The following is a 20,951-nucleotide window of genomic DNA, read 5'->3' as shown; positions in this document are numbered from 1 at the left end:
ATGTCCATCGCTGATCCCATCGTCATCGCCGGCTATGCCCGCACCCCGATGGGCGGCTTCCAGGGCGACCTTTCGGGCCTGAAATCCACCGAGCTCGGCGCGGCGGCCGTCAAGGCGGCGGTCGAGCGGTCGGGCGTGGCGTCCGACGCGGTCGAGCGGATCTATATGGGCTGCGTGCTGCCCGCCGGTCTTGGCCAGGCGCCGGCCCGCCAGGCGGCGCTGGGCGCGGGCCTGTCGCAGTCGACCCGGGCCACCACGGTCAACAAGATGTGCGGCTCGGGCATGGAAGCGGCGATCATGGCCTATGACGCCCTGGCCTCGGGCAGCGCCGACGTGATCGTGGCGGGCGGCATGGAGAGCATGACCAACGCCCCCTACGCCCTGCCCAAGCACCGCGCCGGCGCGCGCATCGGCCACGGCGTGGTGATCGACACCATGATGATGGACGGCCTGGAAGACGCCTACACCCCCGGCAAGGCCATGGGCGCCTTCGCCGAGGACGCCGTCGAGCTGTACCAGTTCACCCGCGAGGACCAGGACGCCTATTCGATCCGCTCGCTGGAGCGCGCCAACGCCGCCATCGCCAGCGGGGCTTTCGAGCGAGAGATCATCCCGGTGTCGGTCGCCTCGCGCGGCGGTCCGGTCACCGTCTCGGTCGACGAGCAGCCCGGTAAGGCCAAGCCCGAGAAGATCCCGACTCTGAAGCCCGCCTTCCTCAAGGACGGCACGATCACCGCCGCCAACGCCTCGTCGATCTCGGACGGCGCCGCCGCCCTGGTCATGACCCGCGCCAGCGTCGCCGAAAAGTTGGGCCTGAAGGTCGTGGCCCGCGTGGTCGGCCACGAAGGCCACGCCCACGAGCCGGGCCTGTTCACCACGGCCCCGGTGCCGGCGATGCGCAAGCTGATGGAGAAGATCGGCTGGACCGTCGAGGACGTCGACCTGTTCGAGGTCAACGAGGCCTTCGCGGTGGTGGCGATGATCGCCGCCCGCGAGCTGGGCATTCCCGACGACAAGCTCAACGTCAATGGCGGCGCGACCGCCCTGGGTCACCCGATCGGCGCCAGCGGCGCGCGCATCCTGGCCACCCTGCTGGGGGCGCTGGAGAACCGCGGCCTGAAGCGCGGCGTCGCCAGCCTGTGCATCGGCGGCGGCGAGGCCACGGCCATGGCGGTGGAACTGGTCTGAAATCTTCCGGTCGAGCGGGGGCTCGGCCGGACGTGACGCCGGGAGGCGTCGGCTGACGGCGGTGAAGTCGATGGGGATCCGATTTCACCGCCTCGCTCGACGGCGTCGCCGACCCGCCGGGTCGGTCGCCTTTCACAACGATTTGGAAGACGCGCCATGGCGCGGAAAAGGACGAAGCGGATGAACTTGAACGGTATTGGCGCGATCGTCACCGGCGGCGCCTCGGGGCTGGGGAACGCCACGGCCAAGATGCTGGCGGCGCAGGGCGCGAAGGTCACGATCTTCGACCTGAACGAAGAGATCGGCGTCGCCGCCGCCCAGGACATCGGCGGCCTGTTCGTCAAGGTCAACGTGGCCGACGAGGCCAGCGCCATCGCCGGCTTCGATGCGGCCGAGGCGGCGCATGGCGTCGCTCGCGTGCTGGTCAACTGCGCCGGTGTCGCCCCGGCCGCCCGCGTCGTGGCCAAGGACGGCTCGCCTCATTCGCTGGACGTCTATCGCAAGACCATCGAGGTCAACCTGATCGGCACCTTCAACATGATCTCCAAGTTCGCCGCCCGCGTGGTCGCGGCGGGCCTGGAGGGCGAGGAGGCCGGGGTGATCGTCAACACCGCCTCGGTCGCCGCCTATGACGGCCAGATCGGCCAAGCCGCCTACGCCTCGTCCAAGGGCGGGGTGGTGGGCCTGACCCTGACGGCGGCCCGGGATCTCGCCCAGCACCGCATCCGGGTGGTGACCATCGCGCCGGGCATCTTCCTGACCCCGATGCTGATGGGCCTGCCGCAGGCCGCGCAGGACTCCCTGGGCCAGCAGGTTCCGCACCCCAGCCGCCTGGGCAAGCCGGAAGAGTACGCCCAGATGGTCGGCGCGATCGTCGCCAATCCGATGCTGAACGGCGAGGTCATCCGCCTGGATGGCGCGATCCGCATGGCGCCGCGCTAGGCCATGACCGCCACGGTTCTCCTGGCGCGCGACGGCGCCGTCGCCACGATCACCCTCAATCGGCCCGAGGTCGGCAACGCCCTCGACATGCCCACGGCGCGGGCGCTGATGGAGGCGGTGATCGCCTGCGACGAGGACGACGCGGTGCGCTGCGTCGTGCTGACCGGGGCGGGCAAGCTGTTCTGCGCGGGCGGCGACGTAGCCGCCTTCGCGGGGGCCGGCGACCAGTTGCCGGCCTTCCTCAAGGAGATCACCGTCTACGTCCACGCCGCCGTCGCGCGGCTGATGCGCATGAACAAGCCGGTGGTCACGGCGATCAACGGTTCGGCCGCCGGGGCCGGGGTCGGCCTGGCCATTCTGGGCGACGTCGCCCTGGCCGGTCCGCGCGCCCAGTTCGCCCTGGCCTATGGCGCGATCGGCCTGTCGCCGGACGGTGGGGCCACCTGGCTGCTGCCGCGCCTGATCGGTCTGCGGCGCGCCCAGGAGCTGTGCCTGCGCAACAGGCGGGTCACGGCCGAGGAGGCCGCCGCCATGGGCCTGGTCACCCGGGTCGTCGAGGACGACCTGATGGCCGAGGCCATGACGGTCGCCCAGGACTTGGCGCGCTCGGCGACGCCGGCGCTCGCCGTGACGCGCCGGCTGCTGCTCGACAGCGCCGTCACCTCGCTGGAAGCCCAGCTGGACGCCGAAAGTCGCGGCATCGCCGCCCTGGCGCGGACGGCCGAAGGCAAGGAAGGCGTCGCCGCCTTCCTCGAAAAACGCGCGCCCGATTTCACCGGAGGCAAGTAACCATGGCTGAGGCCTATATCGTCGAATCCCTCCGCACCGCCGGCGGCAAGCGCAAGGGCGCGCTGTCGGGCGTCCATCCCGCCGACCTGGGCGCGACCGTGCTCGACGCCCTGGTCGAGCGCAGCGGGATCGATCCGGCGGCGGTCGAGGACGTGATCGCCGGCTGCGTGACCCAGGCGGGCGAACAGGCCTTCGCCTTCGGCCGCAACCTGGTGCTGGCCTCGTCCTTGCCCGACAGCGTGCCGGCCGTGACGATCGACCGCCAGTGCGGCTCGTCGCAGCAGGCCATCCAGTTCGCCGCCCAGGCGGTGATGTCGGGCACGCAGGACATCGTGATCGCGGCCGGGGCCGAGAGCATGACCCGCGTGCCGATGGGCTCCAACTTCGCCCTGCACGCCCAGGCGGGCGTCGGCGAGGGGCCGTGGTCGAAGAAGATCCTGGACCGCTACGGCGTCAGCGAGTTCAGCCAGTTCAAGGGCGCCCAGATGGTCGCCGACAAGTACGGCCTGACCCGCGAGCAGATGGACGGCTTCGCCCTGGCCAGCCACCAGAAGGCGGCGGCGGCGATCAAGGCCGGCGCGTTCAAGGACGAGATCGTTCCCGTCCACACCGTCGAGGGCGTGTTCGACCAGGACGAGGGTGTGCGCTTCGAGGCGTCGCTGGAGGGTATGGCCGGGGTCAAGACGATCGTCGAGGGCGGCACGATCACCGCCGCCAACGCCAGTCAGATGACCGACGGCGCTTCGGGCGCGCTGATCGTCAGCGAGGCGGCGCTGAAGCGCTTCAACCTGACGCCGATCGCTCGCATCGTGAACCTGACGGTCACCGCCGGCGACCCCGTGATCATGCTGGAAGAGCCGATCGCGGCGACCCGCCGAGCCCTGGAGCGGGCCGGCATGAAGCTCGAAGACATCGACCTGTTCGAGGTCAACGAAGCCTTCGCCTCGATCCCCATGGCCTGGCAGAAGGCGCTGGGCGCGGATCCCGACAAGCTGAACGTCAACGGCGGCGCGATCGCCCTGGGCCATCCCCTGGGCGCCAGCGGGGCCAAGCTGATGTCGACCCTGCTGCACGCCCTGAAGGCGCGGGGCGGGCGCTACGGCCTGCAGACCATGTGCGAAGGCGGCGGCATCGCCAATGTGACGATCGTCGAGCGGCTGTAAGATCCTCCCCCTATGGGGGAGGTGTCGGCGAAGCCGACGGTGGGGGGAGTGATCGGCGGACGACCATAACCCGTGTCCACGATCCGACTACTCCCCCCACCGGCCTTCGGCCGCCTCCCCCACGGGGGGAGGATCTTGTCACCGCCACAGCATCGACCAGACGTGCGGACCGCCCTCGGGCACGTCCCACTCCTGGAGGACGTTGAAGCCCAGATGGCGGTAGAACGCGACGTTCTCCGCCTTCGAGGTCTCCAGATAGACCGGCACGCCGGCGGCGCGGGCCTGGGCCAGGCCCGCGCGGACCGCTCGTCCGCCCCAGCCCTTGCCCTTGAGCGCCGGCGCGACGCCGGCGAATTGCAGGTACCGGTAGGGAAAGTCCGGTTCGCGGGTGCGTAGCGAGCGGCTCAGGACCTGAGCCCGCTTGGCGCCGTCGCCCAGAGCGCGGACGAAGGCGGGCATGCCGCTCAGCGTTTCGATGAAGCCCGGATGGATGCCGCCCGGCAAACGCCAAAGCGTCACCGCCTCGTCACCCGGTGAACGCAGGGCCAGCCCGTTGCGCATCGTGCCCTTGATGATCGGCTCGAAGAAGGTGGCCAGGCGGCTCTGACGATCGGCGCGGTCGGGCAGGATCCAGGCCAGCGGCGGATCGTCGACGAAGGCGGCGGCCAGCAAGGCGACCATGGCCGGCACGTCGTCGCGCTCGGCTTGGATCATATCGGCTTCAGCCATGCCTTTCCCCCGTTCGATCTGTCAGCCCCGGGCCGCCAGGGCGGCGGCGACTTCCACGTCCAGGTGCTCGGCCAGGCCTTGCAGGGCGGCGTGACGCAGCAGCTGCAGGGCGGCGGCGCGGGAGGCGCGGGTGCCTTCCAGCAGGCCGGCCGTGCGTCGCACGACCTCTTCCAGGAACTCGGGATCGCGCTTGTGGATGCAGTCCTGGGCCAGATTCAGCTCGCTGGCCTCGGCGCCGGTGATCGCGCGGCCGGCCATGACCAGGTCAGTGGCGCGCGAGCGGCCCAGCTTGCGCGACAGGAACCACAGGGCGCCCATGTGGATCGGGCCCGAGGGCTTCAGCGTCGCGCGCGGGCGGACGAAGGCGATGTCGCAGGCCAGGGCCAGGCCGAGACCCAGGCCGATCGCCGCGCCGTTGATGGCGGCCACCACGGGCACGTTCAGCGACTGGAAGGTCAGCAGGGCCTCGCGCAGGGCGGGCATGGCCAAGGCGTCGTCCGGGTCGCCCTCGGGTGCGCAGAAGACGGTGCCGGCGCCGGTCAGGATCAGGGCCACGGCCCGGTTCTCGGCGACCAGCCTGTGGGCCGCCTCGTGCATGGCGGCGGCCAGATCCGCCGCCTTGGCCGCGGGGCGGGCCAAGGTCACCACGGCGATGTCGCCGCGGTAGTCGACCGTGACGACCGCGTCGCGGGTCGCCGAGGGCGCGAGGGGAGAGGAAAGCATGGCGTTACTCCCTATGTTGTGGCCGTTGTTCACGCGGCGTCTGCGCGCCGCTGGGAAGTCCGTGCGGCCAGGCCGCTAGTCATCGATAGCACGTCGGTCTCGAAAGGAGCGGTCCGGAGCTTGTGACTCCGGACCACCAGTTGGGCGCCGCCACCGGGAGTCGGGCGGCGCACCGAGCTCATTTCATCGTCGGGATGACGAAGGCGTTGTCCTCGACGGCGCCTTCGGGCCAGCGGGCGGTGACGGTCTTGACCTTGGTGTAGAAGCGCACGCCCTCGGCGCCGTACTGGTTGGTGTCGCCAAAGCCCGAGCGCTTCCAGCCGCCGAAGCTGTGATAGGCCACCGGCACGGGGATGGGCACGTTGATGCCGACCATGCCGACATTGACGCGGGCGGCGAACTCGCGAGCGGCGCGGCCGTTGCGGGTGAAGATCGCCACGCCGTTGCCGTACTGGTGCTCGCTGGGCAGGGCGATGGCCTCGTCGAAGCTTTCGGTGCGGACCATCTGTAGCACCGGGCCGAAGATCTCCTCGTGGTAGGTCTTCATGCCCTTCTTGACGCCGTCGAACAGCGAAGGGCCGATGAAGAAGCCCTTCTCGAAGCCCTGCAGGCTGAAGTCGCGGCCGTCGACCACCAGTTCGGCGCCTTCGTCGACGCCGATCTGGATGTAGTCGGCGATCTTGGCCCTGTGCTGGGCGCTGACCACCGGGCCGTAGTGGGCGGCCGGATCGGTGGAGATCCCCACCTTCAGGCTGTCGATCTCGGCGATCATCCGCTCGCGCAGTTCGTCGGCGGTCTTCTTGCCGACGGGCACCACCACCGGCAGGGCCATGCAGCGCTCGCCGGCCGAGCCGAAGGCCGCGCCGGAGAGGTCCTTCACGACCTGGTCGAGATCGGCGTCGGGCAGGACGATGCCGTGGTTCTTGGCCCCGCCCATGGCCTGGACGCGTTTCCCGTTGGCCGTGCCGGTCTGGTAGACGTAGTGGGCGATGTCCGACGATCCCACGAAGCTGACGGCCTTGATCAGCGGATGGGTCAAGATGGCGTCGACCGTGCTCTTGTCGCCGTGCACGACGTTGAGCACGCCCGCCGGGGCTCCGGCCTCCATGAACAGCTCGGCCAGCTTGACCGGCACGGTCGGATCCTTCTCCGAGGGCTTGAGGATGAAGGTGTTGCCCACGGCCACGGCGATGCCGAACATCCACATCGGGATCATGGCCGGGAAGTTGAACGGGGTGATGCCGGCGACCACGCCCAGGGGCTGGCGCATCGAATAGACGTCGATGCCCGGACCGGCGCCGTCGGTATATTCGCCCTTCAGCATGTGAGGGATGCCGCAGGCGAACTCGATCACCTCCAGGCCGCGCTGGATGTCGCCCTTGGAGTCGGCGATGACCTTGCCGTGCTCGGACGACAGGATCTCGGCCAGCGAATTCATGTCGCGCTCGATCAGGCGCTTGAACTCGAACATCACCCGCGCCCGGCGCTGGGGATTGGTCGCCGCCCAGCCGATCTGCGCGGCCGCCGCGGCCTGCACCGCAAGATCCAGCTCCGCGTCCGTCGCCAGCTGCACCCGCGCCTGCACCTCCCCGGTGTTGGGGTTGAAGACGTCGCCGTAGCGGCCGGAAGCGCCGGGCGCGGTCGCGCCCGCTATGAAATGGTCAATGGCCCGCACTGGGTCCTCGTCTTTTGTTCTGAACAACCCGTGCGACGACTGCGCGAGAGGGCGGCCAATTATGCAAAGGCCAAGGGAACTTCCCATAGCGGGACGGCGGTCATCGCGGGTGCGATAGTTGCCCCCGCGCCCTTGCGTGGTCGCCGACCGAAATGGCGTGATCGGTCCAAGAAACGGCGATCCCCTGCAGGCGCCAATCGCGCCGTTTGGGAGAGACCATGTACCGGCGGATAGTTCTGGCCTTCGACAGCACCGTGGCCGGGCGCTCGACGCTGCGCGAAGGCGCGCTGCTGGCCAAGCGCTGCGGCGCCGAGGTCTTCCTGCTGTCGGTGGTGGCCGACAGTTCCGGCGTGTCGCTGGTCGAGGGTTTCCAGGCGGGCGTGACCGACATGCACCTGGAAACCCACCGCGCGATCCTCAAGGACGGCTTGGCCAAGCTGGAGCAGCTGGGCTTCAAGCCGGTCGGCCGGTTGGTGCGGGGCGATCCCGCGCAGCAGATCAGCGACTTCGCCCGCGAGGTGAAGGCCGACCTGGTGGTTGTCGGACATCGCAAGCGCAGCTTCCTCGAACGCTGGTGGACCGGCGCCGGCTACATCGTCGACAGCATCGACTGCAGCCTGCTGGTGGCCCGCGCGGACATTAGCGACGAAGCCTTCGAGGCCGAGATCGCTCGACTGGGTTGATGAGGGCGGCCCCGCCGCCCGACTGGGAGTATTCCGATGACCGATTTCGTCGCCGCCGATTGCGGCATCCGCCAGCTGCACGCCCGCTTCGTCGACGCCGTCTGGCGCCAGGACGCCAAGAGCTTTTCCGAGTGCTTCGCCACCCAAGGCCAGTGGAAGATCGCCGGCATGGTGATGACCGGTCGCGACGAGATCGCCGAGGCCTGCCGCAACCTGCTGGGCCGCTGCGAGCGCATCCAACTGGTCTCGGGCCAGCCGATCCTCGAGGTCGGCGAGGGTACGGCGATCGGTCGCCTGCAGATGACCGAGTTCGCCAAGAAGAAGGACGGCAGCACCGCCATCACCTTCGGCGTCTACTACGATCGCTATGTCGAGGAAGACGGCGCCTGGCGTTTCGCGTGGCGCCATTGGAGCATGGCCTATCACGGTCCGACCGACCTGACCGGAACCTTCATCACGCCGCCCGACTACGGCGCCTTTCCGGGCATGCCCGAGGCGGACGAGCCGACCTTCGTCCGTAAGGCCTAGGCGTCGCGGCGAGTCCGGGCGGCGCCTTGATGTGCCGCAAACCGCCGACTCATCGCACCCGCGAAGTTTCGCGCGGCCTATGGCGCGGCGGCCGTGCTGTGGGCAAGTGTCCTGCAAAATCGACAGCCCTGTTGACTAGCGGGCGGCGACATTATCGGGAGTGAATTGATGAGCTGCGAGCCGACCCGGACGCCCCCCGCCAGTGAAATCGACATCCCCGCGATGCGGGAGAAGTACCGCCACGAGCGCGACAAGCGCATCAAGCGCGAGGGGCAGGAGCAATATGTTCGTCCGGCCGGCGGCGAGATCGTCGAGGACTACGTCACCGATCCGCACACCCCGGTCGCGCCACGCGCGCCGATCTCCGAAGAGCTGGACGTGGTCGTCCTGGGCGCCGGCTGGTCGGGCATCATGGCCGCCTACCACCTGGCCAAGGCCGGGGTGACCAGCTTCCGCAACATCGACGGGGCCGGCGACTTTGGCGGCGTCTGGTACTGGAACCGCTATCCCGGCATCCAGTGCGACAACGAGAGCTACATCTACCTGCCGCTGCTGGAAGAGACCGGCTTCATGCCGTCCAAGAAGTTCTCGGACGGCTGGGAGATCCAGGGGTACGCGCGGCAGATCGCCGAGACGTTCGGCTTCGCCGACAAGGCGCTGTTCCACACCCAGAACACCGGCCTGCGCTGGGATGACGGCATCGGCCGCTGGCGGGTGTCGACCAACCGCGGCGACGAGTTGCTGGCCCGCTTCGTGATCATCGCCAGCGGCGTGCTGAACATGCCCAAGCTGCCGGGCGTGCCGGGCATCGAGACCTTCAAGGGCAAGATGTTCCACACCGCCCGTTGGGACTTCGACTACACTGGCGGCGACTACCAGAACCCGGTGCTGGACAAGCTGGCCGACAAGCGCGTGGCGATCATCGGCACCGGGGCCACGGCCATCCAGGCCGTGCCGCACCTGGGCAAGTACGCCAAGCAGCTCTACGTCGTGCAGCGCACCCCCTCGAGCGTGGACGAGCGCCCCAATCCGCCGACCGATCCGCAGTGGGCCAAGTCGCTGGAGCCGGGCTGGCAGAACAAGCGCCAGGCCAACTTCCATCGCGCGGCCATGGAGGCCTTCGCGCCGGGCGAAGAGGACCTGATCTGCGACATCTGGACCGAGATCGCCCGCAACTTCGCCGCCGAGATGGAGGCCGAGGGCTGGCCGCAGCTGTCGCTCGAGGACTATCTGGCCAAGCGCGAAATGGTCGACTACCGCGTGATGGAGCGCCTGCGCCGCCGGGTCGAGGACCTGGTGGACGACCCGGCGACGGCCGAGGCGCTGAAGCCGTACTACCGCTTCCTCTGCAAGCGGCCGCTGTCGAGCGACGAATACTACCCGACCTTCAATCGCCCCAATGTCGAGCTGGTCGACGTGTCGCTGACCAAGGGCGTGGAGCGGATGACCGAGAAGGGCTTCGTCGCCAACGGCCGCGAATACGAAGTCGACTGCATCATCTTCGCCAGCGGGTTCGAGGTGACCAGCGACCTGGATCGTCGCTGGGGCATCGACACGATCGAGGGCCGTGACGGCCTGTCGATCTACAAGCACTGGGCCGAGGGTCCCAAGACCTTCCACGGCGTGATGACCCACGGTTTCCCCAACCAGTTCTACATGGGCTACATCCAGGGCGGGCTGAACGCCTCGGTCACCGAGCAGAACGGCCGTCAGGGCTTCCACATCGCCCACATCATCAGCCAGGCGCTCGAGCGCGGCACGCCGGTGGTCGAGCCGACCCAGCAGGCGCAGGACGACTACGTCAGCCACTTCGAGTCGATGGAGATCGACACCACGGCCTTCACCGCCGAGTGCACGCCCAGCTACTTCAACAACGAAGGCGAGACCAAGGCCAAGTGGCGGCTGTTCCGCGCCTACGGTCCGGGCTGGGATGCGTTCCAGAAGCTGCTGTCCGACTGGCGCGCCGATGGCGACATGCCGGGGCTGGAACTAAAAAACTGACGCGGTATGGTTTTTTGATCGGGGCGGAAGGCGAAGGACGAACGTCATGAACAAGCTGGTCAATATCAGCGTCGACGATCTGGAAGAGCCGCTGACCTATCCCACGGAGGCCTTCCTCTCCCGCGAGTACGCGGCGGAGGAGGCCGACCGGCTGTGGGCCAAGGTGTGGCAGGTGGCCGGCCGCGTCGAGGAGATCCCCGAGGTCGGAAACTACATCACCTACGAGATCGGCGACGAGTCGATCCTGGTGGTTCGTGACACGCCAGACTCGATCAAGGCCTACCACAATGTCTGCCCGCATCGCGGCCGGCGCCTGGTCGACATCCCCGAGGGCGAGAACCGGGCCTGCGGCAAGAAGAAGAACTTCGTCTGCGGCTTCCACGGCTGGACCTTCGACCTGAAGGGCAAGAACACCTACGTCCTGGATCCGCAGGACTGGAAGGGCGCGCTGAACGAGGAGCGCACCTCGCTGAGCGAGATCAAGGCCGACACCTGGGGCGGCTGGATCTTCATCAACATGGACCCGCAGGCCGTGCCGCTGCGCGAATATCTGGAGCCGGCCGCCAGCATCCTGGACCCGTTCCAGTTCGAGAAGATGCGCTACAAGTGGCGCCAGTGGGTGGTCTACGACTGCAACTGGAAGACCGCGCTGGAAGCGTTCATGGAGCCCTACCATGTCGCCGGCACGCACCCGCAGCTGCTGGAATACGGCGAGTACTACGCCTACAGCGCCGCCTACGGCCTGCACGGCGTCAGCGGTTTCGACGAGCGCGACGCGTCCAAGAAGACCAAGGAAAGCAGCAGCATCACCCGGGCCGGCAAGGGCGCCGACGCGCGCGTGTCGACCTACGAGCTGCAGAAGGAAATCTACGAGACGGTCAACAACGCCAGCACCACCGAGACCCTGGTCAACGCGGCCAAGCGACTGGTCGACGAGCTGCCCGAGGGCACGCCGCCGCAAGAGGTGATCAAGCACTGGCTGGCTTCGGCCAAGGCCGACGACGCCGCGCGCGGGATCGAGTGGCCGACCATCACGCCGGAACAGATGGGCCAGGCGGGTCTGGCCTGGAACGTCTTCCCCAACACCGCCATCCTGCAGGGCATCACCTTCGCCCTGTGCTACCGCACGCGGCCGTACGGCGACGATCCCAACAAGTGCATCTTCGAGTCCTACGCCATCGAGCGTTTCCCCGAAGGCCAGGAGCCCAAGACCGAGTGGGTCTATGCCGAGCCGACGGCCGAGAACTGGGGCAGCGTGCTGGCCCAGGATTTCTCGAACATGCAGTTCGTGCAGAAGGGCATGAAGTCGCGCGGTTTCCGCGGGCCCCTGCCCAACCCGCACCAGGAGCGCAAGGTCACCAACTTCCACCGCAACCTGGCCCGCTACATGGGCCGGGGAACGCCGAGTCTGCTCGATCCCAAATAGGGCGCGAGCCCGCCCGATCCTGATCTGGCGACGCCCGGTTCCCGCAACGGAGCCGGGCGTTTTCATGCGTTTCGCCCGCCGCCAAAACGGGGCCAAAACCCGCGAAAATGGCCCGCCGATAGCGCACGGGCGATGGCTCTGGAGGCTTCATTGACGGCCGGTCTTGGGCCCCTCTATGCACCAAGCACGTCATTATCGCGGCCGCTCGCCTGTCGTCAGAAACGCCTGCCGCCACGCGGCCCGCCGAGCCAAAATCAAGAGGGACCTTTCCATGGGCGTACCCGTCTACAAGCGCATCCTGGACCTGTTCGAGGCCGAGGGTATCAACACGCTCTTCGGCATCCCCGATCCGAACTTCGTCCACATGTTCCTTGAAGCGGAAGCGCGCGGCTGGACCGTCGTGGCGCCGCACCACGAAGCCGCCGCCGGCTTCATGGCCGAGGCCGCCTCGCGCATGACCGGCAAGCCGGCTCTGTGCATCGGCACCCTGGGCCCGGGCATCGCCAACGCCGCCCCGGCCATCCAGTGCTGCCTGGTCGAGAACTCGCCGGTGATCTTCCTCAGCGGCCAGCGCGCCCGGGTCACCGAGCAGCGCGTGCGTCGTGGCCGCATCCAGTTCGTCAAGCAGATGCCTTTGTTCGAGAATTCGGTGAAGTACGCCGCCTCGATCGAATACGCCGACCAGACCGACGAGATCATCCGCGAGGGCATCCGCCAGGCCATCGGCGGCACGCCGGGCCCGGTCTATATCGAGTATCCCAGCCACATCATCACCGAAGAGCTGGACCTGCCCGAGCCGCTGACCCCGGACCGCTATCGTCTGGTCAACCAGGGCGCCGACATCGATCGCGTCGCCGAGGCGGTGAAGCTGATCCGCGCGGCCAAGAACCCGATCCTGCTGGTCGGCCACGCCGTCCACACCACGCGCATGGGCGCGGCGGTCAAGGAACTGGCCGAGCTGATGAATTGCCCGGTCATCCAGACCTCGGGCGGCACGTCCTACATCCCCGGCCTGGAAGATCGCACCTTCCAGTACGTGTTCTCCAACGCCTCGATCGAGGCGGTCACCGAGTCCGACCTCTGCCTGGCGCTGGGCACCGAGCTGGGCGAGCCGGTGCACTACGGCCGCTGGCGCTACTGGGTGAAGAACGAAGCCATCCGCAAGTGGATCTATGTCGAGCAGGACCCGACCGCCATCGGCGTGAACCGTCCGATCGACGTGCCGCTGGTCGGCGACCTTCGTGGCGTGGTGCCGCAACTGGTCGCCGCCCTGAAGGACAAGCCGCTGTCGCCGGCCCCGGGCCTGGCCAAGTTCATGAAGGACGGCCAGGACGAGCTGGACCAGCTGGCCGCCGAGACCCTGACCAAGAGCGACGGCAGCGGCGACACGCCCATGCACACGTCGCGGTTCGTCGTGGAAGCGACCAAGGCCTTCCCGAAGGACGGCATCATGATCCGCGACGGCGGGGCCACGGTGATCTTCCAGTGGACCTACTCGATGTGCAAGCCGCACGACGTGATCTGGAACCAGAACTTCGGCCACATCGGCACGGGCCTGCCCTACGCCACCGGCGCGATGCTGGCCGACAAGGCCGCGACGGGCAAGTCGCGTCCGGGCATGCTGCTGACCAGCGACAGTTCGTTCCTGTTCCACATCGGCGAGCTGGAAACGGCAGTGCGCTGCAACCTGCCGCTGGTCTGCGTCGTCGGCGTGGACTTCCAGTGGGGTCTGGAAGTGGGCGTCTACAAGCGCACCTTCGGCCAGGGCACGGCGGAAACCGGCACCCACTGGAGCAAGGAAGTCCGCTTCGACAAGATCGGCGAGGGCTTCGGCTGCCACGGTGAATACGTCACCAAGGCCGAGGACATCGCTCCCGCCATCGCCCGCGCCTATGCCAGCGGCAAGGTCGGTGTGGTGCACGTGGCCATCGATCCGAAGGCCAACTCCGAAGAGATGCCCAAGTACGCCGAGTTCCGCACCTGGTACGCCGAAGGCACCCAGTAAGGCGATCTGAGATCAGCGCCGGGCTCGGATGAGTCCGGCGCTGACGATTCAACAAGCCGAGACGCAGAACTCGGTGGTCCCAGGGAGAGATGTCATGCGCGAATATCTCAAGTTCTACATCGACGGCCAGTGGGTCGCTCCGATCGAGCCCAAGACCGCCGATGTCGTCAATCCGGCCACCGAAGCGGTGTCGGGCAAGATCTCGCTGGGCTCCGTGGCGGATGTCGAGAAGGCCGTCGCGGCCGCGCGCAAGGCGTTCGCCAGCTGGTCGCAGACCTCCCGCGAACAACGGCTCGACATCCTCCTGGCCATCCAGGCCGAATACCATAAGCGCATGGGCGAACTGGGCGAGGCGGTCATCGAAGAGATGGGCGCGCCGTCGGCCCTGGGTAACGGCTTCCATGTTGGCCTGGGCGCCGGACACCTGGCCGCCGCCATCGACTCCCTGCGCACATTCCAGTTCGAAGAGCAGCGCGGCGCGACCCTGGTGGTCAAGGAACCGATCGGCGTCTGCGCCCTGATCACCCCGTGGAACTGGCCGATGAACCAGACCACGGTGAAGATCTTCCCGGCCCTGGCCACGGGCTGCACCATGATCCTCAAGCCGCCGCAACTGGCGCCGTATTCGGCCCACATCCTGGCGGAGATCCTGCACACGGCCGGCGTTCCGGCCGGTGTGTTCAACATGGTTCAGGGCAGCGGCGCGGTGATCGGCACGGCCCTGTCGACCCATCCTGAAGTGGACATGGTCTCGTTCACCGGTTCCGAGACCGTCGGCGTCGAGATCGCCAAGAACGCCGCCCCGACCGTCAAGCGCGTCTGTCAGGAACTGGGCGGCAAGAGCGCCCACATCGTGCTGGACGACGCCAACCTGGTCGCCAACGTCGCCGCCGCCACCTCGGGCATGATGGTCAATTCTGGCCAGACCTGCAGCGCCGGCTCGCGCCTGCTGGTGCCGGCCTCGCGCCTGGACGAGGCGATCGCCGCCGCGCGCGACGCCGCCAACGGCGTCACCGTCGGCGATCCCAAGGGCGACTTCGCCATGGGGCCGGTCGTCTCGAAGGGGCAGTACAACGACATCCAGCGCTATATCGAGCTGGGCGTCAGCGAAGGCGCTCAGCTGGTCGCCGGCGGTCCCGGTCGCCCCGAGGGCCTGACCAAGGGCTTCTATGTGCGGCCCACCGTCTTCGTGACCACCAACGACACGACCATCGCCCGCGAAGAGATCTTCGGCCCGGTGCTGGTGATCATCGCCTATGACGACATCGACCACGCTATCAAGATCGCCAACGACAGCCCGTTCGGCCTGGCCGGCTATGTGGTCGGCGCCGACGCCGCCCAATGCAACGCCGTGGCGCGCCGCATGCGCACCGGCTGGGTCAGCATCAACGGCGGCTTCGATTTCCAGGCCCCGTTCGGCGGCTACAAGAAGAGCGGCAACGGGCGCGAGTGGGGCGAGTTCGGCTTCCACGAATACCTGGAGATCAAGAGCCTGCTGGGCTTCGCGCCCGCGCAGTAGGGCGGTTGATCGGGCTGATGCGGCCCTCGCCAGCCGGCGCTGGGCCGCCTTGAGACAAGGGGCGGAAAGCCCCGGCAGGAGAGGGCAAACCATGTCGCTGCAAAACGGGCGCTACACGACCACGGTCCCGGCCTCGGTCGCCGAGGGCTGGACCCTGGAGCGGGCCACGCCGCAGAGCCGCCTGTTCGGCGCCAACGGCGTGCGTACCGGCCCCGACGGCCGCATCTATGTGGCCCAGGTGTCGGGCAGCACGATCAGCGCCATCGACGTCGACACCGGCGCGGTCGAACTGATCACTTCCAAGGGCGGCCCCATCGTCGCGCCCGACGACCTGGTGTTCGACGACGCCGGCAACCTCTACGCCACCGAGATCACCGAGGGCCGCGTCAGCATGCTGGCGCCGAACGGCACGTCGAAGGTCATCTATGGCGACATCCCCGTCGCCAACCCGATCGCCTTCCACCAGGGCCGCCTGATCGCCGGCGAGTGCCGGGTGGGCGGGCGGATCATGGAGCTGGACCGCGACGGCGGCGCGCCCCGGATGATCGCCACCGACGTGCCCATGCCCAACGCCATGGACGTGGGCCCGGACGGCAAGCTCTATTTCCCGGTCATGGGCACGAACGAGATCTGGCGGGTCAGCCTGGACGGCGGCGCGCCCGAGGTCGTGGCCAAGGACCTGGGCGTGCCGGACTCGGTCAAGTTCGACGCCCAGGGCTTCATCGTCTCGACCCAGGTCCACAGCGGCCAGGTGCTGCGGATCGATCCGCGCACCGGCGACCGCACCGTGCTGGCCAACATCGCGCCGGGCCTGGACAACGTCACCTTCGTCGGCGACCGGATCTTCGTCTCCAGCATCCCGGGCGATGTCTATGAGATCCTGGGCGGCGGCAAGCTGCGCCCGCTGGTTTCCGAGGGCCTCAACTGGCCTCTTGGCCTGGCGGTGCTCGAGGACGGCCAGCTGTTCGTGGCCGACGGTCCCTTCTCCTACTTCGTGCGGCCCGGCCAAGGGCGGCAGGTGGCGGGCATGCTCTTCACGCCGGGTTCGCCGGGCTATGTGCGCGGCGTCGCGGCGTCGGGCCCGGGCGAGGTGGTCGTCACCACGGCCAACGGCCACGTGGCCAAGTGGCGGCCGGTGGCGATGGAAAGCGAGTTCCTGGGCGAGGGCTATGACCGTCTCTACGGCGTGGCCATCGCGCCCGGCGGCGGCGTGGTCGTGGCCGAGGCCGGCGGGGGCAGGGTGGTGGCCATCGACGGCGGCAAGGCCGAGGTGCTGGCCTCCGGACTCAAGGAACCGATGGGCGTGGCGATCGGCGCGGACGGAACGGTCTACGCCTCGGAGTCCGGCGCGGGTCGGGTGGTCAAGGTCTCCGGCGGCCGCGCCGATACCGTCGTCGACGGGCTCAAGGAACCCCAGGGCGTCGTGATTCAGGGCGGCCGCCTCTACATCGTCGACGCCCTGGCCAAGGAGTTGGTCGAGCACGACCTGGCCAGCGGCGCGCGACGCACCATCGCCTCGGGCCTGCCGGTCGGCGCCCCGGCCGGCGTGACGCCGAAGTTCCTGGGTCCGATCGGCGACATGTCGGGCCCGATGGGACCGTTCGCGGGCATCGCCGCCGGGCCGGACGGGACGCTGTACGTCTCCGGCGACGCCGACGGCAGCGTTTTGGTGCTACGCATCTCCGGTTAGAGCTTCTCGGTGAGTGCGGTGCGTCCTTCGAGGCTTCGCTGCGCTACGCACCTCAGGATGAGGAATTCAGCAGAGCTCCTCATCCTGAGGCGCCCGCGAGAGCGGGCCTCGAAGGACGCACTGCCCTACCCGCCCGTCAGATTACCCGACAAATCCCGCGCGCTGGCCCGCAGCGCCTCGCCCAGAGCGACGACGTTCCTGGGCTTGAGCGCGCCGCTGATGCCGATGGCGACCAGGGCGTGGCTCGGATTGCCGCCGCCCTTCCACACCGGCGCGGCGACCACGGTGACGCCGGCGATGTAGCTGCTCTCGTCGACGCCGAAGCCCTGAACCTTGGTCTCGGCCACCTGCTGCTTCCACGCCTCGAAGGTCGGCGGCTCGTCCCAGCGCAGGGTGCGGAAGCGCGTTTCGAGCTCGGATTCGGGATAATCGCCAAAGGCGGCGATGCAGCGGCCGGTCGCGCTGATCAGCGCCGGGAAGCGGCTGCCGACCTGGGTGCTGAGCTGGATGGCGTTGCTGGAGCGCGATACCGCCACGGCGATGATGTGATCCAGGCCCACGATCTGCACCCCCAGCATGGTCACGCCGAAGTCCTGGGCGACCCGATCCAGCACTGGCTGGGCAAGGTCCGGGAACTGGTTTCGCCGCAGCCACTGACGCGCCAGGGTCAGGACGCCGGCCTCCAGGGCGTAGCGCTTGGTGTCGGCGTCGAAGGCCACAAGCTCCTCAACCACCAAGGCCCGCAGGACATACAGGCACGTGCTGGGCACCAGGCCCAGCTCCCGCGCGATGGTCTGCAGACCGAGCGGCGTGTCGCTCTTGCCCAGCAATCGGAGCACTGCGGCGGCGCGCGAAATGGCCGGCGCCTTGCTCTCCTTGACGGTGGCGGCGAGGGCGCGATCGGGCGGGGTTTTGCGAGGTAACTTTGTCATTCAATATATAGAATAACATTCAGTATTTACAACAACAAGGCCTTGGTGACACCTGCGGCTCATCCAGAGCAGACGCGCGATCGTGCGCCGCGTCGCTCCGTTGAGCCGGTGGACCAATGGTGAAGCTGACAGATTATTCGCGTTTCGAAGACGCCCAGGCGCACGCCAACTCGGCCGCGCTATGGGACCTGTTTGACGGCGACACCGACCAGCTGAACATCGCCAACGAGTGCATCACGCGTCATGCCGACGGTTCGGGCCGTGCGGCCGTGCGCATCGCCCATGCCGATGGTCGCGACGAGATCCTGAGCTTCGACGAGATCTCGGCCGGCGCCGCGCGCTTCGCCCACTGGCTGGACGCCCAGGGCATCCAGAAGGGCGACCGCATCGCCTTCATGCTTGAGCCGTCGCTGCCGTTCTATGTCTGCCTGTTCGGCGCGATGCAGACCGGCGCGATCAGCGTGCCGCTGTTCACGCTGTTCGGCCCCGACGCCCTGCGGCTGCGGGTCGACGACTGCAAGCCGACGATCCTGATCACCAACACCGAGAAGGCGCCGATGGCGCGCCAGACCGAGGGGCCGCGCGTCGTCGTGGCCGACGACGGCCTGCTGGACGAGATCCTGGCCTATCCGTCGACCTACGCGCCCAAGTCCAAGGCCGGCGACCTGGCGGTGTTCCAGTACACGTCAGGCACGACGCGCGAACTGCCCGAGGCGGTCAAGCACACCCACAAGGCGCTGGTCACCCTGATGTTCGCGGCGCTGTACGGCACCGGCATCCGGCCCAGCGACCAGTTCTTCTGCCCGTCCTCGCCGGCCTGGGGCCATGGCCTGTGGCACGGCACCCTGGCGCCGCTGGCCCTGGGCGTGACCACCGGCACCTTCGCCGGCCGCTTCGACGCGACGCGACTGATGAAGGCCCTGCAGGACCACAAGATCACCAACATGTCGGCCGCGGCGACGCACTACCGGATGATGAAGAACACCGGCCGGGCCGGAGACTTCAGCTTCTCGATCCAGAAGCTGTCCTACACCGGCGAGCCGATCGATCCGGCGACGCTGGACTTCATCGAGGCCACCTTCCACGTGCCGGCGTGCAGCATGTACGGCACCACCGAGATCGGCGTGGTGCTGGTCAACTATCCGGGCGCGGACGACTTCCGGGTCAAGCCGGGCTCGCTGGGCAAGCCGGTGCCGGGCCTGAAGCTGCAGGTCCAGACGCCCGAGGGCCAGCCAAGCCCGCCCGACACCATCGGCGAGCTGATGCTGTGGCGTCGCGACCGCTGGGAGACCACCAAGGACCTCGCGAAGATCGACGCCGACGGTTACTTCTACCACGCGGGCCGCGCCGACGACGTGATCATCTCGGCCGGCTGGACCATGAGCGCGGTCGAGATCGAGAACACGCTGCTCAAGCATCCCGACGTCAACGAGTGCGCCGTGATCGGCGCGCCGGACGCCACGCGCGGCCTGGTGGTCAAGGCGTTCGTCGTCTCGCCCCGCGCCCGCAGCGACGCCTTCGTCAAGGAACTGCAGGACTTCACGCGCGAGCGTCTGGCCCAGCACGAGTTCCCCCGCATCGTCGAGTTCACCGACGAGCTCCCCAAAACCCCCGCGGGCAAGGTGAACCGCAAGGTTCTGCGCGACCGCGAGGCCGCCGCAGCCGCGGCAGCCGTGCCCGTCAACTAAGATTTCAGGAGAAACCTAATGACCGACGTACTCGACGAAACCGTCAACCGCTTCCCGAAGATCACGGAAGCCGGCCTGGACGACCTGCGCAAGCGCATCGGCGTCAAGATCACCGACACGGTCGAGCCGTGGAACTACGAAGCCACCCGCGACGGCATCCGCCACTACGCCCACGGCATCGGCGACGACAACCCCCTGTGGTGCGACCCGGCCTATGCCGAGAAGACGTCGTACGGTTCGATCGTGGCCCTGCCGAGCTTCCTGTTCAGCACCAGCCGCATCGTCTCGGGCTATGTGGGCGGCCTGTCGGGCGTCCACGCCATGTGGGCTGGCGCCGAATGGACCTGGGAAAAGCCGGTCCTGCGCAACGACACCATCAGCACCGAAGCTCACCTGAAAGACCTGATCGAGCACCAGACCCGCTTCGCCGGCCGCTCGTTCCAGCAGATCTATCACGTCGACTTCTTCAACCAGCGCGGCGACAAGGTCGCTGACTGCAACAGCTGGGTCTTCCGCACCGACCGCGACGAAGCCCGCGAGCGCGGCACCAAGTACACCGAAGCCCGTGGCCGGGTGGTGCCGTTCACCGAAGAGGAACTGGCGTCGTTCTCCGACATCTACGCCGCCGAGGAAATCCGTGGCGCGACTCCCCGCTACTGGGAAGACGTCCGGGAAAACGAAGCCCTGCCGCGCATGATCAAGGGCCCTATGACCGTCACCGGCTTCATCGCCTACGCGCAGGGCTGGGGCGGCCTCTATATCCGCGCCAACAAGATGGCGTGGCAGATGCAGCAGAAGCACCCGGGCCTGGGCATCAAGAACCGCTTCAACGTGCCGGACTGCCCCGAGCGCGTTCACTGGGACGAGGCCTTCGCCCTGGAAGTCGGCGCGCCCGGCGCCTACGACTATGGCCCCGAGCGCAACTCGTGGCTGACCCACCACATCACCAACTGGATCGGCGACGCGGGCTTCCTCTACAAGTCCAAGTGCCAGATCCGCCGCCACAATCCGGACGGCGACGTGATCTTCATCGACGGCTACGTGACCCGCAAGTTCGTGGAGAACGGCAAGCACTACATCGAGATCCAGCAGGAAGCCCTGACCCACCGCGGCGAGCTTTCGGCCATGGGGTCGTCGATCGTCGAACTGCCCAGCCGCAAGGCCTAGGGGCGGTTCGTGAACAACCCTCTCTCGCCTGGCGGGAGAGGGGATGAACGGTCTTTGACGCCGGGCGCCCATGGCGTCCGGCGTCTTGATTCAGGCGGCGGCC

17 protein-coding genes are annotated in these 20,951 nt (G+C 68.1%); 13 read left to right on the top strand and 4 right to left on the bottom strand.

All coding sequences use genetic code 11. From position 1 onward, the window contains the following. From G3M62_RS18820 to G3M62_RS18805, 4 genes are all read left to right on the top strand, one after another. Positions 1-1,188 carry an acetyl-CoA C-acyltransferase gene (locus G3M62_RS18820; protein ID WP_165189785.1) on the top strand — a complete coding sequence of 396 codons (1,188 nt, stop codon included), beginning with the start codon at positions 1-3 and terminating at the stop codon, positions 1,186-1,188. Between the two features lie 180 nt (positions 1,189-1,368). After that, complete coding sequence (locus G3M62_RS18815) at positions 1,369-2,130, top strand: SDR family NAD(P)-dependent oxidoreductase (RefSeq protein WP_165189783.1); 762 nt, start codon at positions 1,369-1,371, stop codon at positions 2,128-2,130. A 3-nt stretch (positions 2,131-2,133) separates the two neighbouring features. Next, positions 2,134-2,919, top strand: coding sequence for an enoyl-CoA hydratase/isomerase family protein (locus tag G3M62_RS18810; RefSeq protein ID WP_165189781.1), 786 nt, complete (start codon positions 2,134-2,136; stop codon positions 2,917-2,919). Positions 2,920-2,921: 2 nt separating this feature from the next. Beyond that, a complete protein-coding gene (locus G3M62_RS18805) occupies positions 2,922-4,082 on the top strand; it encodes an acetyl-CoA C-acetyltransferase (protein WP_165189779.1) in 1,161 nt (386 codons plus the stop codon). A 138-nt stretch (positions 4,083-4,220) separates the two neighbouring features. Here G3M62_RS18805 and G3M62_RS18800 read toward each other — a convergent pair whose 3' ends face one another. The 3 genes from G3M62_RS18800 to G3M62_RS18790 all read right to left on the bottom strand — a co-directional run bounded on the left by G3M62_RS18800 (position 4,221) and on the right by G3M62_RS18790 (position 7,209). After that, positions 4,221-4,811: a GNAT family N-acetyltransferase gene (locus G3M62_RS18800; RefSeq protein ID WP_165189778.1), complete on the bottom strand. Its 591-nt coding sequence runs from the start codon at positions 4,809-4,811 to the stop codon at positions 4,221-4,223. A 21-nt stretch (positions 4,812-4,832) separates the two neighbouring features. Beyond that, positions 4,833-5,534, bottom strand: coding sequence for an enoyl-CoA hydratase/isomerase family protein (locus G3M62_RS18795; protein ID WP_165189777.1), 702 nt, complete (start codon positions 5,532-5,534; stop codon positions 4,833-4,835). 178 nt (positions 5,535-5,712) lie between these two features. Then, positions 5,713-7,209 (bottom strand): CoA-acylating methylmalonate-semialdehyde dehydrogenase, encoded by a 1,497-nt coding sequence (locus tag G3M62_RS18790; protein ID WP_165189776.1) that lies wholly within the window; start codon positions 7,207-7,209, stop codon positions 5,713-5,715. A gap of 218 nt (positions 7,210-7,427) precedes the next feature. Between G3M62_RS18790 and G3M62_RS18785 the strand changes: the two genes are divergently transcribed. The 7 genes from G3M62_RS18785 to G3M62_RS18755 all read left to right on the top strand — a co-directional run bounded on the left by G3M62_RS18785 (position 7,428) and on the right by G3M62_RS18755 (position 17,061). Further along, positions 7,428-7,892 carry a universal stress protein gene (locus tag G3M62_RS18785; protein WP_165189775.1) on the top strand — a complete coding sequence of 155 codons (465 nt, stop codon included), beginning with the start codon at positions 7,428-7,430 and terminating at the stop codon, positions 7,890-7,892. A gap of 36 nt (positions 7,893-7,928) precedes the next feature. Then, positions 7,929-8,420, top strand: a complete 492-nt coding sequence (locus G3M62_RS18780) for a nuclear transport factor 2 family protein (protein ID WP_165189774.1) — start codon at positions 7,929-7,931, stop codon at positions 8,418-8,420. 168 nt (positions 8,421-8,588) lie between these two features. Further along, the gene (locus G3M62_RS18775) at positions 8,589-10,421 is read left to right on the top strand and encodes a flavin-containing monooxygenase (protein WP_165189773.1); all 1,833 of its coding nucleotides are present in this window, start codon (positions 8,589-8,591) and stop codon (positions 10,419-10,421) included. 46 nt (positions 10,422-10,467) lie between these two features. After that, complete coding sequence (locus G3M62_RS18770; RefSeq protein ID WP_165189772.1) at positions 10,468-11,847, top strand: aromatic ring-hydroxylating oxygenase subunit alpha; 1,380 nt, start codon at positions 10,468-10,470, stop codon at positions 11,845-11,847. A gap of 271 nt (positions 11,848-12,118) precedes the next feature. Beyond that, on the top strand, positions 12,119-13,852 hold the full coding sequence (locus tag G3M62_RS18765) for a thiamine pyrophosphate-binding protein (RefSeq protein WP_165189771.1): 1,734 nt from the start codon (positions 12,119-12,121) through the stop codon (positions 13,850-13,852). A 94-nt stretch (positions 13,853-13,946) separates the two neighbouring features. Further along, the gene (locus tag G3M62_RS18760) at positions 13,947-15,371 is read left to right on the top strand and encodes an aldehyde dehydrogenase family protein (protein WP_165189769.1); all 1,425 of its coding nucleotides are present in this window, start codon (positions 13,947-13,949) and stop codon (positions 15,369-15,371) included. A gap of 91 nt (positions 15,372-15,462) precedes the next feature. Continuing rightward, on the top strand, positions 15,463-17,061 hold the full coding sequence (locus G3M62_RS18755) for an SMP-30/gluconolactonase/LRE family protein (protein ID WP_165189767.1): 1,599 nt from the start codon (positions 15,463-15,465) through the stop codon (positions 17,059-17,061). Between the two features lie 125 nt (positions 17,062-17,186). Here G3M62_RS18755 and G3M62_RS18750 read toward each other — a convergent pair whose 3' ends face one another. Then, positions 17,187-17,993 (bottom strand): IclR family transcriptional regulator, encoded by an 807-nt coding sequence (locus tag G3M62_RS18750; RefSeq protein ID WP_165189765.1) that lies wholly within the window; start codon positions 17,991-17,993, stop codon positions 17,187-17,189. Positions 17,994-18,112: 119 nt separating this feature from the next. Here G3M62_RS18750 and G3M62_RS18745 point away from each other — a divergent pair, with 119 nt between their 5' ends. Beyond that, entirely contained in the window at positions 18,113-19,681 is a 1,569-nt protein-coding gene (locus G3M62_RS18745) for an acetate--CoA ligase (protein WP_205691899.1), read from the top strand. An 18-nt stretch (positions 19,682-19,699) separates the two neighbouring features. Continuing rightward, positions 19,700-20,848 (top strand): FAS1-like dehydratase domain-containing protein, encoded by a 1,149-nt coding sequence (locus G3M62_RS18740; RefSeq protein ID WP_165189761.1) that lies wholly within the window; start codon positions 19,700-19,702, stop codon positions 20,846-20,848. Positions 20,849-20,951: the final 103 nt, after the last annotated feature.

This window comes from Caulobacter soli, assembly GCF_011045195.1.
GTDB classification, from domain to species: Bacteria; Pseudomonadota; Alphaproteobacteria; order Caulobacterales; family Caulobacteraceae; genus Caulobacter; species Caulobacter soli.
This window is presented reverse-complemented; position numbering and strand designations above follow the sequence as displayed.